At 74.2% G+C, this 13,523-nt stretch carries 12 protein-coding genes; 8 read left to right on the top strand and 4 right to left on the bottom strand.

Annotated features, from left to right (window positions below; genetic code table 11):
* Positions 1–30 precede the first annotated feature (30 nt).
* Complete coding sequence (gene phnD / locus AOM03_RS05105; protein ID WP_082092123.1) at positions 31–1,032, bottom strand: phosphate/phosphite/phosphonate ABC transporter substrate-binding protein; 1,002 nt, start codon at positions 1,030–1,032, stop codon at positions 31–33.
* Between the two features lie 464 nt (positions 1,033–1,496).
* Between phnD and AOM03_RS05110 the strand changes: the two genes are divergently transcribed.
* A complete protein-coding gene (locus tag AOM03_RS05110; RefSeq protein ID WP_162197264.1) occupies positions 1,497–2,495 on the top strand; it encodes a glycosyltransferase family 2 protein in 999 nt (332 codons plus the stop codon).
* A gap of 93 nt (positions 2,496–2,588) precedes the next feature.
* Here the strand turns inward: AOM03_RS05110 and cimA are convergent, their stop codons facing one another.
* Positions 2,589–4,187: a citramalate synthase gene (gene cimA, locus AOM03_RS05115; RefSeq protein WP_062378797.1), complete on the bottom strand. Its 1,599-nt coding sequence runs from the start codon at positions 4,185–4,187 to the stop codon at positions 2,589–2,591.
* A 341-nt stretch (positions 4,188–4,528) separates the two neighbouring features.
* Between cimA and AOM03_RS05120 the strand changes: the two genes are divergently transcribed.
* From AOM03_RS05120 to AOM03_RS12895, 4 genes are all read left to right on the top strand, one after another.
* Entirely contained in the window at positions 4,529–5,710 is a 1,182-nt protein-coding gene (locus AOM03_RS05120) for an intradiol ring-cleavage dioxygenase (RefSeq protein ID WP_062378800.1), read from the top strand.
* Between the two features lie 148 nt (positions 5,711–5,858).
* On the top strand, positions 5,859–6,125 hold the full coding sequence (locus AOM03_RS12415) for a twin-arginine translocase TatA/TatE family subunit (RefSeq protein ID WP_082092124.1): 267 nt from the start codon (positions 5,859–5,861) through the stop codon (positions 6,123–6,125).
* Positions 6,125–6,982 carry a twin-arginine translocase subunit TatC gene (gene tatC, locus AOM03_RS05130; protein ID WP_174441930.1) on the top strand — a complete coding sequence of 286 codons (858 nt, stop codon included), beginning with the start codon at positions 6,125–6,127 and terminating at the stop codon, positions 6,980–6,982. Before AOM03_RS12415 ends, tatC begins: the two co-directional genes overlap by 1 nt.
* A complete protein-coding gene (locus AOM03_RS12895) occupies positions 6,982–7,593 on the top strand; it encodes a Sec-independent protein translocase subunit TatA/TatB (RefSeq protein ID WP_062378802.1) in 612 nt (203 codons plus the stop codon). Before tatC ends, AOM03_RS12895 begins: the two co-directional genes overlap by 1 nt.
* A 216-nt stretch (positions 7,594–7,809) precedes the next feature.
* On the opposite strand, the gene AOM03_RS05140 is transcribed toward AOM03_RS12895, so the two are convergent.
* The gene (locus AOM03_RS05140) at positions 7,810–8,640 is read right to left on the bottom strand and encodes an alpha/beta fold hydrolase (RefSeq protein WP_062378805.1); all 831 of its coding nucleotides are present in this window, start codon (positions 8,638–8,640) and stop codon (positions 7,810–7,812) included.
* A 62-nt stretch (positions 8,641–8,702) separates the two neighbouring features.
* Between AOM03_RS05140 and AOM03_RS05145 the strand changes: the two genes are divergently transcribed.
* The 3 genes from AOM03_RS05145 (at position 8,703) to AOM03_RS05155 (ending at position 12,819) form a co-directional block, all read left to right on the top strand.
* Positions 8,703–9,377, top strand: a complete 675-nt coding sequence (locus AOM03_RS05145) for an RNA polymerase sigma factor (RefSeq protein WP_062378807.1) — start codon at positions 8,703–8,705, stop codon at positions 9,375–9,377.
* Positions 9,374–11,131 carry a hypothetical protein gene (locus tag AOM03_RS05150; protein WP_062378809.1) on the top strand — a complete coding sequence of 586 codons (1,758 nt, stop codon included), beginning with the start codon at positions 9,374–9,376 and terminating at the stop codon, positions 11,129–11,131. Before AOM03_RS05145 ends, AOM03_RS05150 begins: the two co-directional genes overlap by 4 nt.
* A gap of 101 nt (positions 11,132–11,232) precedes the next feature.
* Positions 11,233–12,819, top strand: coding sequence for a hypothetical protein (locus tag AOM03_RS05155; RefSeq protein ID WP_062378812.1), 1,587 nt, complete (start codon positions 11,233–11,235; stop codon positions 12,817–12,819).
* 141 nt (positions 12,820–12,960) lie between these two features.
* Here the strand turns inward: AOM03_RS05155 and AOM03_RS05160 are convergent, their stop codons facing one another.
* Positions 12,961–13,485 carry a M48 family metallopeptidase gene (locus AOM03_RS05160; protein WP_062378814.1) on the bottom strand — a complete coding sequence of 175 codons (525 nt, stop codon included), beginning with the start codon at positions 13,483–13,485 and terminating at the stop codon, positions 12,961–12,963.
* Positions 13,486–13,523: the final 38 nt, after the last annotated feature.

Below are 13,523 nucleotides of genomic sequence, written 5' to 3' on the forward strand. Positions count from 1 at the left end.
CCGGCGCGCTATCGGCCGATCGTCAGACGATCAGGCCTGGCACTTCTCGACCTCGGGGAGGTTCTCGCAGAGCTCGCGGATCGAGTCGAAGTACTCGTCGTCGACGGGGAGCAGACCGGCGCCCCAGAACGTCTCGAAGTTCTCGTTGGTCTCGATGCCCTCGGCCTTGATGTCCTCGAGCGACACGGTCGACAGCTTCTCGGCCAGGATGTCCTTGACCTCCTGCGGGAGGTGGTTCGCGTAGACGAACGGCGGGCCGGGGACCATCTCCTTCTGGATGACCTTCAGGTCGTCCTTCTCGAACAGGCCGGCGGCGGGGCCGGTCTCCTCGACGGTGGCCAGCTGCGCGAAGCCGCCGACGCACTCCTCGCCCTGGGCGACCTTCTGGGCGGAGATGTCGTGGCCACCGGCGTAGATCGCGTTGACGTCCGACAGCGCGATGTCGTACTGCGACAGCATGAAGTTGGGGAACAGGAAGCCCGAGGTGGAGGACTCGTTGACGAAGCAGATGTCCTTGCCGGCGAACTCCTCGACGGACTCGATCTCCGAGTCGGCGGGGACGATCGCGGTGGAGTAGTAGCCCGGCTCGCCGGCGAACTCGGTGTCGAGCGCGCCGGTCGGGGTGATCTCGGCACCCTGGTTGGTGGCCTGGACGTAGGTGAAGCCCGAGAAGGCCGCGATGTCGATCTGGTCCGCGATGGCGGCCTCGATGAGGGCGGCGTAGGAGGTGGTCTCCTTGATCTCGATGGTCTTGCCGGTGATGGCCTCGAGGTACTCGACCTCGGGCTCCCAGGTGTCGCCGGCCGCGGCCTCGTCGGGGAGGAAGCCGAAGACGAGGGTGTTCTCGTCCTTCGCGTAGGTGCCCTCCGACGCGCCGGCGTCGGTCGACGCGGCGTCGGTGGTGGCGGTCTGCTCGGCCGGGGTGGCCGCGGCGTCGTCCGTGTTGGCGTCGGCGGACGAGCAGGCGGAGAGGCTCAGGGCGAGCGCGGAACCCGCGGCGAGGGCGGTCATGCCCTTGACGATCATGCGCATGGTTGCGATGGGACCTTTCGGTGTGTGCCTGACCCCCGCGTCGCGGGGGCGGGCCACACGGGGCCGCCCCACGGCGGCGCTTCCGTGCGACGCCGACGACAGTAAACGTGTTGTCTATACAACTCTTGAACAAAGCCACACTTCTGGGTGAACAACCGGGGCGGCCGGGTGAACGACGGATGAACACCGCGCCACCCCTGGGCCGCTGGTCCCGGGAGTCGCACATGCACCCGGTGCCGGAACAGCGTTCCCGGGCGCGCACCCCGAGGAGCGCCGCGCGGCGGACCCGCGGAGTGCGGCGCGGCGGACCCGCGCGGGCGCCCAGGCCCGGCGCGCCGCGGCCGACGGTCGGGCGGCCCGCCCCGCACGCGTAGACTCGACTCCACCCGCCGCCGGGCGGACTGCCAGTGATCGCGCGCGAAGGGGGCCGCTCCGTGTCGGACCAGATGACGGCGAGTTTCGTCATGCCGGTCCTGAACGAGCAGGAGCACCTGGCCGAGGCGGTCCGCTCCGTCACCGGCCAGACCGGGCTCGACGACTGGGAGCTCATCCTCGCGCTGGGCGACTCGCGCGACGGTACCGACCGCATCGCCGCGGAGCTCGCCGCCGCCGAGCCGCGCATCCAGGTGCTGCGCAACCCCGGCTCCGGCATCTCGCGCGGCATGAACCTCGCGCTCGAGCGGGCCACGCACCCCGTGGTCATGCGCGTCGACGCCCACTCCGTGCTCCCGCCCGAGTACGCCGCCACCGCGATCCGCACCATGCGGCAGGTGGGCGCGGTCAACGTGGGCGGCCGCATGCGCGCGAGCGGCCGCACCGCGATCGAGAAGGCCGTCGCCTGGGCGTACAACTCCCCCGGCGGCCTGGGCGGCGCGATCTACCACACGGGCGGCGACGCGGGTCCGGCGGAGTCCGCCTACCTGGGCGTCTTCGACCGCGCCGCGGTGCTCGCGGTGGGCGGCTACGACGAGACCCTGTCGCGCGGCGAGGACTGGGACCTCAACCGCCGCCTCATCGAGGCCGGCGGGACCGTCTGGTTCGAGCCGCTGCTCGAGGTGGTCTACCGGCCGCGCTCGAGCATCAAGGCCGTCGCCAAGCAGTTCCACGCCTCCGGGCGCTGGCGCGGGGAGATCATCCGGCGCCTGCGCGGCGGCGGCCCCGTGAGGTACCTGGTGCCCCCGACGCTCGTGATCGCGCTCGCGGCGGGCGCGGGGCTGGTGATCTTCGACCTCGCCACCGGCCTGCAGGGTGCCACGGGCGCGTGGCTCACCGCGATCGGACTGTCACCCTTCGTGGTCTACGGCGCGTGGGTCGCGTCCATGCTCACCGGCGGCAACCTCGACGGCCAGACCCGCCGGTCGCTGGTCCTCGTGCTTCCCACCATGCACCTGTCCTGGGGCTGGGGCTGCCTGCTGGGCCTGCTGTTCAAGACCCAGGGCCAGAACGCCTTCCGCGGGCGCTGAGGCCAGCGCCGACGCCCGGGCCACACCCCTGGCGCGCGACCTCCCGGGGACGATGCACGGCCCCCGACCGCCGCATCGTCCCGTCGCACGCCCCTACGGGCGAGGCGCCGCGCCCGCCTTGATGAGGCCGTAGAGCAGCGCGTCGGTGAGGGCCTCGTAGGAGGCCTCGACCAGGTTGGGGCCCACGCCCACGGTGCGCCACTGGACGCCGGACTCGGAGTCGACGGTGGTGATGAGCACGCGCGTGACCGCGTCCGTGCCGTGGCTGGCGTCCATGATGCGCACCTTGAAGTCGGTGAGCTCGAGGCGCTCGATCTCCGGGTAGGCGCCCACCAGGGCGGTGCGCAGCGCGTGGTCGAGCGCGTTGACGGGGCCGTTGCCCTCGCCCACCGTGACGAAGCGCTGGCCGCCGCCGGCGCGCAGCTTCACCACGGCCTCGGCGTCCGCGTCGTTCGGGTTGCCCGGCGCCGAGCTCACCCGCACCCGCCACGTCTCCACGTCCCAGTAGCGCGGCGCCTCGCCCGTCTCGGCGCGCAGCAGCAGCTCGAACGACGCGTCGGCCGCGTCGAAGGTGTAGCCCTGGGCCTCGGCGTGCTTGACGCGGTCCATGACGCGCTTGAGCACCTCGGGCTGGTCCGCGAGCTCGAAGCCCATCTCCCGGCCCTTGAGCTCGATCGACGCGCGCCCGGCCATCTCGGAGACGAGCATGCGCATGTCGTTGCCCACCAGCTCGGGGCGGGTGTGCTGGTAGAGGTCGGGATCCACCTTGATCGCGGAGGCGTGCAGGCCCGCCTTGTGCGCGAACGCGCTCGCGCCCACGTACGGCTGGCGCGCGTAGGGGGCGATGTTCGTGATCTCGGAGACCGCGTGCGCGATGCGCGTCGACTCGGTGAGCCCCTCCCCCGCGAGCGCGCGCATGCCGCGCTTGATCTCGAGGTTCGCGGCGACCGCGACCAGGTCCGCGTTGCCCGTGCGCTCGCCGTAGCCGTTGATGCAGCCCTGGACGTGGCGCGCGCCGGCCGCGACGGCGGCCATCGAGTTCGCGACCGCGCAGCCCGAGTCGTTGTGGGCGTGCATGCCCAGCTGGGCGGTGGTCGCGGCGCGCACGGCGGCGACGATGCGCGTCACGTCGTCGGGCAGCATCCCGCCGTTCGTGTCGCACAGGACCAGGGACGATGCACCGCCCGCCTCGCCGGCGAGCAGCGCCTTGACGGCGTAGTCGGGGTCGTGGAGGTAGCCGTCGAAGAAGTGCTCGGCGTCGAGGACCACCCGCCGGCCCTCCCCCACGAGGAAGGCGACGGTCTCCTCGATCATCGCGAGGTTCTCCTCGGGCGCGACGCGCAGGGCGCGCTCGGCGTGACGGATGTCCGACTTGGCCACCAGCGTGATGATGGGCGCCTCGGAGTCGAGCAGGGCGCGCACCTGCGGGTCCGCGGCGGCAGTGGTGCCAGCGCGGCGGGTCATGCCGAACGCCGCGAACTGGGCGTGCGTGAAGGACAGCTCCTTGGCGACGAGGCCGAAGAACTCGGTGTCCTTGGGCACCGCGCCCGGCCAGCCGCCCTCGATGACGCCCACGCCCAGCTCGTCGAGCAGGGGCGCGATGGCCATCTTGTCCGCGACGGAGAGGTTCATGCCCTCCTGCTGGGCGCCGTCGCGCAGCGTGGTGTCGTAGACCTCGACCGCCTCGGTCATGGGTGCTCCTTCGGTTGGTGCGGGGCGCCGCGCGCGACTCGGTTCCACCGCTCCCCGGTCCGCCTCCAACAAAAAAGCCTCCCTGGGTGCGGGAGGCTGCGCGTCGGAGGTGGGTCCGACGCGCTACGGAATGATGATCACGCTCAGCATCGGGGCCATTGTGGCACAGGACAGGGCCGCGCGGACAGGGGCGGCGCGAGCGCCCGTCGCGGCGCGCGCGGCTCTCAGCAAACCCTCAGGTAGCACCCAGCGTTCTGGGACCTAGGTCCCCAAGCATGGAGGTGTCCTCGAGGCGGCACCCGCCCCGGGGTTGCCCGCCCTCACCCCGAAAGGCCACCGCCATGACCGGATTCCCCGAGCCCGACCAGACCCCCGACGGCCCCGCCTACGAGGGCCGGCTCCTCGACCGCCCCGACGAGGAGGTGGTCGACCAGGGCGTCTCCTTCGACATCACCACGCTGCTGTCCCGCCGCCACGTGGTGGGGATCATGGGCGCCGGCGTGGGTGTCGCGGCGCTCGCCGCCTGCACGCCCAGCTCGAGCTCCTCGACCGGCGGCACGGCGGACGGGTCGACGTCCGGCGGCTCGACCGACGCGGGCACCGGCTCGTCGTCCGGCTCGTCGTCCGGCTCGACGTCCGGCTCGACGTCCTCGGCAGGCACGGACACGCTCCCCGCCGAGGAGATCCCCGACGAGACCGCCGGCCCCTACCCCGGCGACGGCTCCAACGGGCCCGACGTGCTCGAGGAGAGCGGCGTGGTGCGGGAGGACATCCGCACCTCTATCGAGGGCGGAGACGCGGTCGACGGCGTCCCGCTCGACTTCACCTTCACCATCCTCGACATGGCCAACGGCGACGTCCCGATGGTGGGCGCCGCCGTCTACGCCTGGCACTGCGACGCCCAGGGCCGGTACTCGATGTACTCGGACGGCGTCGAGGACCAGACGTGGCTGCGCGGTGTCCAGGTGACGGACGACGACGGCCGGGTCACCTTCGCGTCGATCCTCCCCGGCTGCTACACGGGCCGGTGGACGCACATCCACTTCGAGGTGTACCCCGACGCCTCCGCGATCACCGACTCGGCGAATGCGATCGCCACCTCGCAGATGGCGTTCCCGCAGGACGTGCTCGACACGGCGTACACCCTGGCCGCGTACGACGGCTCCGCCGCGAACCTGTCCCAGATCACGCTCCAGTCCGACAACGTGTTCGGGGACGACGGCGGAGAGCTCCAGATGGCGACCATGGGCGGCGACGCGGACTCCGGTTACACGGCGACCCTGGCGGTCCGGGTCGACACCGGCACCGAGCCCACCGCGGGCACCATGGCCGGCGGCGCGGGCGCGCCCGGGGACATGGGTGGCGACCCCGGCGAGATGACCGGAGGAGGCCCCGGCGGCGAGCGTCCCTCGGGCGGCCCCGGCGGCGAGGGCGGCCCCGGCGGCACGCCGCCGGACGGCGGCCCGGGCGACGGTTCCGATGCCGCCACGACCGCCCCCGAGCTCGAGTCCGCGAGCGCCTGACCGGCGCCCGGGCACCGCCCACCGCACCCGCGACCCCCACCGCACGCACCGCCGACCGCTCCCGCCGCTCACCGCTCCCACCACGCCCACCGCACGCACCGCCGACCGCACCCACCACGCCCACCGCACGCCTTGAAGGAGACCCACCATGCTCGCGAACCTCACCGGCTGGCACGCCGTCATCATCCTCGTCGTCATCCTGCTCGTCTTCGGATCGACCAAGCTGCCCGCGCTGGCCAAGAGCGTCGGCCAGTCGATGCGCATCCTCAAGGACGAGGTGGCGGACGGCCGCCACCCCGCCGGGACAACCACGACCGCCGAAACCTCTCCCATCACCCCCTCCGGGACAACCGGGACCGCGGCGACCGGCGCATCGTCCCCGGTCGATCAGCCGCGCGACCTGCGCGCGAGCTGATGGGAGCGGCCGCCGCCGGACAGGCGCGGATGCCGCTCGGCGCGCACCTGCGCGAGGCGCGCAACCGCGCGTTCCGGGCGGCGGTGGCGCTGGTCGTCGGCATGGGCGTGGGCTACGTCCTCGCCGACCCGATCCTCGACGTGCTGCGCGAGCCGATCCTCGACCTGGCCGAGTCCCGCGCGGCCGTCCTCAACTACGACACCGTCACCGGCGCGTTCGACCTGCGGCTCACGATCGCGATGTTCGCGGGGATCATCCTCTCGAGCCCGGTGTGGCTGTATCAGGCGTTCGCGTTCCTGGTCCCCGGCATGACGCGGCGCGAGCGGAGGTACACGTTCGGCTTCGTGGCCGCCGCCCTGCCGCTGTTCGTGGCCGGCTGCCTCGTGGGATTCGCGATCTTCCCGCACATGATCGAGCTGTTGACCTCGTTCGCGGCCGAGGAGGACAGCACCATCCTGCAGGCCTCCTACTACGTGGACTTCGTGACCAAGATGGTGGTGGCGGTGGGCTTCGTGTTCGTGCTGCCCGTGCTCGTGGTGATGCTCAACCTCCTGGGCGTGCTGCCGGCGCACGCGATCCGGCGCGGGTGGCGCCTCGCGGTCGTGGGGATCGCGGTCTTCAGCGCGCTGGTCACCCCCGCGGCGGACGTGCTGTCGATGGTGATCGTGGCCGGCTCGATGACGGGCCTGTTCTTCGCGGCCTACGCCGTGGCGGTCGTCCATGACAGGCGGGCGGCGCGGCGCCTCGAGGCCGAGCTCGATGGAGTCGGCGTCGGCCCGCCCGAGCCGGGGACGCCGGCGGCTGGTTCACGGGCCGCCGTGACCGAGGCCGCCCCGACCACCCGAGAGGAGGGCTGATGTTCGGCCTGACCATGGACAAGGTGCTGCTGATCGTGGTGCTCGCGGCGTTCGTGCTGGGACCCTCGCGGCTGCCGGGCTACGCGCAGCGCCTGGGCGAACTGGTGCGCCAGTGGCGCGACTACATCGAGACCACACGGGTGCGCACCGAGCAGGAGACCGGCATCGCGCTCGACCGCGCGAGCTGGCAGGCGTGGGACGTGCGCCAGTACGATCCGCGGCAGATCGTGCGCGAGGCGCTCGCCGGCGAGCCCGTCGCCTCGTCCGCCGCCGCATCGCCCACCGCCCCATCACCCGCCGCCCCATCACCCGCCGCCGGACCCGAACCGGCGTCGCCCGCGCCCGAGCCTGAGTCAATGCCTTCCGGGTCGACCCCGCTCGTCCCGGACCCCGCGCCCGCCGAGTCACCTGCCGCCGCGAAGCGTCAGCGCTGGGTCGTGGTCGGCGGCACGTCCGGCCACCCGATCCGGCGCCTGGTCGATGTCGAGCCCGACACCGAGGCCGACACCACCCCGCCGCCCGCGCCGGACGCAGACGTGCGCGAAGCGGCGCCCACGCTCGAAGCCGCCGACGCGCTCGAGACCGGGCCGCGCGGCAAAGCCGCCTCCTAGCTGGGAATTCGTAATCCCCTGCCCGGGCGTCTCGGCTCCCGAGGGATGTGGCGCGGGAGGACGACCCATGCACGTGCGCGCTCCTCCGCGAATTCATGCGCGATGCACGAGCGGACCGGCGTGCATCGTGCATGAATTCGCGTAGCGTCGCGCAGCACACACCCCTGCTCCCGGCCGCCCGGCCCGTGCGGCGGGGCCGCACCAGCCCCGACCCAGCTACGCCGCCTCGACCAGCCAGTCCAGGAAGGTCTCCGCGTGCAGCAGCACGGAGATGTGCCCGTCGTCGGGGAACAGCCGCCACCCGGCGGCCGGGACGGTCCGCGCGAGCCACTCGCCGTGGGTGTACGGCACCATCCGATCGCGGCCGCCGTGCGCCAGCAGCACGGGCACGTCGATGACCGCCGGGGAGAAGCCCCAGTCCGCCACGTAGGCGAGGTCGTCGTCGACCATCCCGTCGGGACCGTGCGCGAGCCCCGCCTCGACGATGCCGGAGAACCACTTCCAGGGTCCGCGCAGCGCCTCATGGTCGGCCGGGGTGAAGGATGAGGCGTCGAACTCCGCCTCCGCCTGCGCCGCCAGCGCGGCCGGCCCCAGCGCGGCCGCCTCGAGCTCGCCCCTGCTCCCGTCGCTCATCCCGCCGAACCAGTCGAGCCCCTCGGCTCCGTACGGCGCGAGGCCGCCGACCGCGACGCACGCGCGCACGCGCTCGGGCAGCAGCGCGGCGCACGCGAGCGCGTGCGGGCCCCCACCCGAGTGCCCGGCGACGGCGAAGCGGCCGACGCCCCGCGCATCGGCCACCGCGACGACGTCCCCGACCACGTCCGCCACCGCGCGCCCGGGCGCCCGCGTGGACCCGCCGTAGCCGGGCCGGTCGAGGGCGATCCACCGGATGCCGCGCTCGGTCGCGGGCCTCACGAGCGGCCCGGGCGGCTGGCCGATGTTCGGGGTGCCGTGATGCCAGAACAGCGTGAGGGACGCGTCGTCCGGACCGTCCGCGTACCAGTGGACCGTGCGGCCGTCGGTGAGCATCACGTCGCCTTCGCGCATACCGGGACACTACCGGGCACGACGCCGTTCTCGACGGCGCACCCGTCTGGCAGGATGGCCGCATGCCGAGCTGGGGCAGAGCGCTCGACGCGCTGATGCGCGAGCGGGGACGCGACCTCTACGCGTACGCGCACGCCCTCACCGGCCACGTGGGCTCCGCGGACGTGCTGCTCGAGGACGCGCTCGTCGAGGCGCTGCGGCGCAGGCGTCCGCGCGGCGTCTCCGACTCGTACGCCCGGACGCTCACGGCGATGCGTCGCGCGCTCGCCCACGATCGTCACCGGCCCCCTCCGGGCGGCCCGGAGTCCGGCGCCGGGCCCAGCCTCGACGAGATCGCGGACGCGCCGGAGCACCGCGCGCACCGGACGGTTGGCGACGGGGCCGGCAACGGCAGCCGGCCCGAGGACGACGACGCGGCCCAACTCCACCGCGCCGTCGCATCGGCCCGCGCCTACGTCGCCGAGCACCCGCTGCGCGACGAGCACGACCCGCTCGAGCACCTGCTCCTGGACATCGCGGCGCTGCCCGCGCCGCAGCGCGTGTGCCTGGTCATGCGCTACCTCGACGACCTGGGCGCGGACGCGATCGCGCACGAGGTCGATCTCGAGCCCGACGCGGTCCGCGGCCTGCTGCGCGACGCGGTCGAGACGCTGCGCGAGCGCCAGCCCGGACTGGGCCTCGACCCCGACGACGCCGCCGACGGCGGCTCCGAGTACATCGAGGTGTCGGGCCGGTGAGCGCGCTGCAGCGCGCACTCGCGCGGAGCGCCTCCCAGGGCGAGGCGGGCTTCGACGACGCCCGGGCCGATGCGCTGGCCGCCCGGGCGCGGAGCCGCCTGGGCCGGTGGCGGCGGCTGCGCGCGGTCGGCGCCGCGGGTGCGGTGGCGGCACTGGGGCTCGGGGCCTGGTCCGTCGCGGGCGAGGCCGGCTGGGAGCCCGACTGGACCGATGCATCGTCCACCGGGGTGCCGACCGCGGCAGCCGAGGCGGGCGAAGCGGAGGACCTGCTGGACGCGATCGCGCGGCCGGAGGTCGTCGTGCCGTCGAACGGATGGTTCGCGGAGAACCTGGCCGCCGTCGCGACGCCGCGGTCGCGGGCGACGGACGATGCGCCGGGCCAGCGGGCGCTCGTGTGCGCCGCCGGCGCGGCTCCCGAGCGGCGGTACCGGGAGCCGATCCCGTGGTTCGCGGAGGGGAGCACGCGCCCGGACTTCGACGAGGTCACCGTGCGGCCCGCGGGGTGCGACGCGGTGTGGATCGGGTCCGAGGAGCTGCTCTCCCTCACGTGGATGACGCACGTCTCGGTGCTCGATGGGGAGGCGTTCCCCAGCCTGCGGTGGGAGGTGCAGAACGTGGGCACCGTCCCGATGTTCTTCGACGCCATGAGCGCGCGGCTGGTCGTGGAGTCCGCGGGGTCCGTGCGCGCGAGCTCCGTGGCGGGGGACGCGATCGACTCGGCGTGGCTCGACGACGACCACCGGCAGGCGGGCCTGCTCGACGTGCTCGAGATCGCCTCCGTGTTTCCGGGTGACACGTGGACCGGCAGGACGGGAGAGCTGCCGCAGTCGGTCCTCGACACCCTGGAGAAAGACCCGGACGCGATCGTGACGCTCCAGGTGCGGGCGCTGGCGGAGGGCGACTTTGGCGGGGCTGGCGCGCCCGTGGATGATGTGGTGCTCGAGGTGCGAGCCGAGGCCCCCCTCCCCGTCGACGTGGCGACGCCCGAGGTCCAGTCGGTGTGGGCCCGGCACGAGGTGCCCGACGGCGTGCTCGCCGCGGAGGACCTGCTGGACCGCGCCGAGGCTCGGGGGCCGGAGGGCGGGGACTTCGGGGCAGGGGCCGGGGTCGACGGGACCGGGGCCGGAGCCGACGGGACCGGGGCCGCGTCGGCCGGCCAGGACGCCGTCCGCTGCGTCGGCCCGGCCGAGCTGAGCGGGTACGCGTACGACGCCACGCTCGCCGGCTTCGCGTTGCCCCTCGACTGCGAGGCACTCGTCCTCGCTGGGCCGAAGGCGCTGGAGCTCGAGATCCTCGCGGTGCACGACGCCGTTCACATGCTGTCGATCGACTGGCGGCTCACCCACGTGGGCGACGCGCCGCTCGCGCTCGACGCGGCGTTCGTGCCGGTGGCGGAGGCATTCCCCGGCCGGGCCGTGGAGGACGTGCCGCCCGGCATCTCGCGTCTCCGAGGCGCGGGCGGCCCCAGCACCGTGGCAGGCGGCCCCAGCACCGCGGTCGCGACGCTGTGGACGGAGACGGGAAGGTCCGGCCACCTGATGGCCGGCGACTTGCTGTCCGTGCTCGTGCCCGGCGAGTCCGTCGAGGGATCCGTCGACGTCTGGCATGACATGGCGCACGACGAACAGGGCGCGCCGACCGTGGGCGACGACTGGCCCGCCGGCGCGGGACTCACGCTCCAGATGCGCGTGCCCGCGCGGGACGACGACGGGCGCAGCGCGCTCCTGCTCGAGGCGAGCGCACCGCTGCCGTAGCGGGCCGCAGAGGGCCGTCGCGGTCCCTCACCCGCCGCCGCTCCCCCATGGCGCACCCGCGCGCCCGGTGCCACACTCGGCCCAGAGGGAAGGTGAGGCCGGTGAGCGAGGCCCGGCGGACACAGGAGTGGCTCGCGCGCGCTCTCGGCCGGAGTCGGCGCGCGGGGCTCGAGGCCTTCGACGGGCCACGCGCCTCGTCGCTCGCCGATCGCGCGCGGGTGCGGATCCAGCGCCGCCGGTGGATCCTCCGTCAGGTCGGGCTGCTGGGGGCCTTCGTTGTGCTTGGCCTGGGCCTCGCGACCGCCGCGGCGTGGCCGCGCCCGGAGACCGAGACGCCCACCGCATCGGCCTCCGTGGACGCCACCGCCGCCACGTCGGAGGCGGGGCTCGCCGTCCTGGCAGCCATGTCCGCCCCGCGGTCGCCGGGCGAGAAGCCGCAGGCAGACCGCCAGGCCGCCCTGCTATGCGAGCCGGTCGACGGCGCGGATGCTGCCCCCGCGACGACGTCCACCACCCCGGCGGGCGCGGCCTCACCCACCGCGTGCGACGCCGTGTGGCTCGACGAGGCACTGATCCGAGCCTCGACCTCCACCCTCACCGTGGCCGACGACGGCTCCGCGCGGGTGGACTGGCGCATCGACAACGTCAGCGAACGCCACCTGACGATGGTGGTGGGCTCGGCGCGGGTCTCGGTGCTCACGGACCCCGATTCGCTCCCCGGCCCCGGCGACGCGAGCGCGGCCGCCACGCCGGGCTCCGCGGAGACGGCCTACGGCACGGAGGCCGATGCGGCCCCCACCCTGTGGCGGACCGCCACGACGCGCGAGGCCCTCGTCGCGGCGCCCGAGCCGCGCTTCACGCTGAGTCCGGACGGTGCGATCAGCGGCACGGCCACCTTCCCCGCCGGCACCGTCGCACCCGACTCGTCCCCCTCGGTCACGCTGCAGGTGCAGGCGGTCGCCGGAGACGACGTGCTCATCCTCGAGGCCGATGGCGGTGGGCCGCTCACGAGCGCCGCCGTCGTTGCGGAGATGTTCGACCGCGCGCGGACACGGACGTTCGCGGATGATGTCGACGACGCCGATGCGCCTGCCGGGACCGGCGACGGCACGGCCGCGCTGCTGTGCGACGGCCCGCCGGCCGCCGACGACGACTCGATCGCGGACCGGCAGGGCGAGGGGCGGTTGTGGGCGCCCGCGTGCACGCCGCTCACGCTCCCCGGCGCGTCGGTCGAGCCCGTGATTCTCCGCACGGACATCGACCAGTCGCAGGGATCGCGCGTGATTCGCTGGGCCGTGCACAACACGGGCCACGAGCCCCTGTCCGTGGACCTGGCGGCCTCCACGGTGGTGCTCGAGCTCGACCCCCCGGTGGCGCCTCGTGCGGACCTCGAGTGGGAGTCCGTCGCGCCCGGCGTCGCGCGGATCGCGACGCTGTGGCGCACCGAGGACACGCGCACCGCCGCCGTCAGGCTTCCCGAGCACCGCGTGGTCGTCGTCGAGCCCGGCGCGTTCCTCGCGGGAGAGGCCACCTTCCCGTTCCCCGAGGACGGCGGCGATCCCGATGCGGGCGACCCCTGGGGCGCTCGCCTCCTGAGCAGCCGCGCGACCGTCCAGCTGGTGATCCCGGCCGCGGGGCTGGGCGATCGGGTGCTCGTGCTCGAGTTCTCGGAGCCGGCCACCAGGTGAGGCGGGCGTGCCGCCGTACGAGGCGGGCGCGCCGCCGTACGAGGCGGGTGCGCGGCCTGCCGAGGCGGGCGTGCCGCCGTACGAGGCGGGCGTGCCGCCGGACGGGGCGGGCGCGCGGCCGGACGAGGTGGGCGTGCCGCCTCAGCGGTTGAGCTCGGCGCGGCGCGACCGCCAGTCGGGCAGGTGCCGATCCATCAGAGCCACGAACCCGGGGCCGTGGTTCGCCTCGATGAGATGGGCGAGCTCGTGCACCACGACGTACTCGACCAGGCGGCGCGGGCGACGCGCGAGCTCCACGCTGAAGTTGACTCGCCGCGCCTCCTTGTTGCACGACCCCCAGCGGGTGCGCATCACACGCATGCGCCACTCGGGCTCGGGCACGCCCATGACGGGCACCCAGGCGGCGAGGAGCTCCGCAAGGAGGGGCCGCAGGATGGCACGCAGGGCATCGGCCTCCGGACCCGGCGCGAGCGCGGCCGGGCGCGTGACGGCGTGCGCCTGCTGAGCCGCAATCCAGGTGGCCTTCTCGACCAGGAACGCCTCGATGCGGCGCACCGGCACCCGCGGCGACGCGCTGACGAGCACCTCCCCCGTGCCCGGCGCGACGCGGACGCGCACCGACTTCATGCGCCGGCGCGTGAGCGTGTAGGCGGGGACGTCAGGCATGCGCTCCAGGGTAGGCGGTGGGCCCGACACTCCCGCCC

It is taken from the genome of Demequina pelophila (assembly GCF_000971175.1).
GTDB classification, from domain to species: domain Bacteria; phylum Actinomycetota; class Actinomycetes; order Actinomycetales; family Demequinaceae; genus Demequina; species Demequina pelophila.

Coding starts and splice junctions, on each gene's coding strand:
- phnD (WP_082092123.1), bottom strand. CDS start 1,032: ATGCGCATGATCGTCAAGGGCATGACCGCCCTCGCCGCGGGTTCCGCG.
- AOM03_RS05110 (WP_162197264.1), top strand. CDS start 1,497: ATGCCGGTCCTGAACGAGCAGGAGCACCTGGCCGAGGCGGTCCGCTCC.
- cimA (WP_062378797.1), bottom strand. CDS start 4,187: ATGACCGAGGCGGTCGAGGTCTACGACACCACGCTGCGCGACGGCGCC.
- AOM03_RS05120 (WP_062378800.1), top strand. CDS start 4,529: ATGACCGGATTCCCCGAGCCCGACCAGACCCCCGACGGCCCCGCCTAC.
- AOM03_RS12415 (WP_082092124.1), top strand. CDS start 5,859: ATGCTCGCGAACCTCACCGGCTGGCACGCCGTCATCATCCTCGTCGTC.
- tatC (WP_174441930.1), top strand. CDS start 6,125: ATGGGAGCGGCCGCCGCCGGACAGGCGCGGATGCCGCTCGGCGCGCAC.
- AOM03_RS12895 (WP_062378802.1), top strand. CDS start 6,982: ATGTTCGGCCTGACCATGGACAAGGTGCTGCTGATCGTGGTGCTCGCG.
- AOM03_RS05140 (WP_062378805.1), bottom strand. CDS start 8,640: ATGCGCGAAGGCGACGTGATGCTCACCGACGGCCGCACGGTCCACTGG.
- AOM03_RS05145 (WP_062378807.1), top strand. CDS start 8,703: ATGCCGAGCTGGGGCAGAGCGCTCGACGCGCTGATGCGCGAGCGGGGA.
- AOM03_RS05160 (WP_062378814.1), bottom strand. CDS start 13,485: ATGCCTGACGTCCCCGCCTACACGCTCACGCGCCGGCGCATGAAGTCG.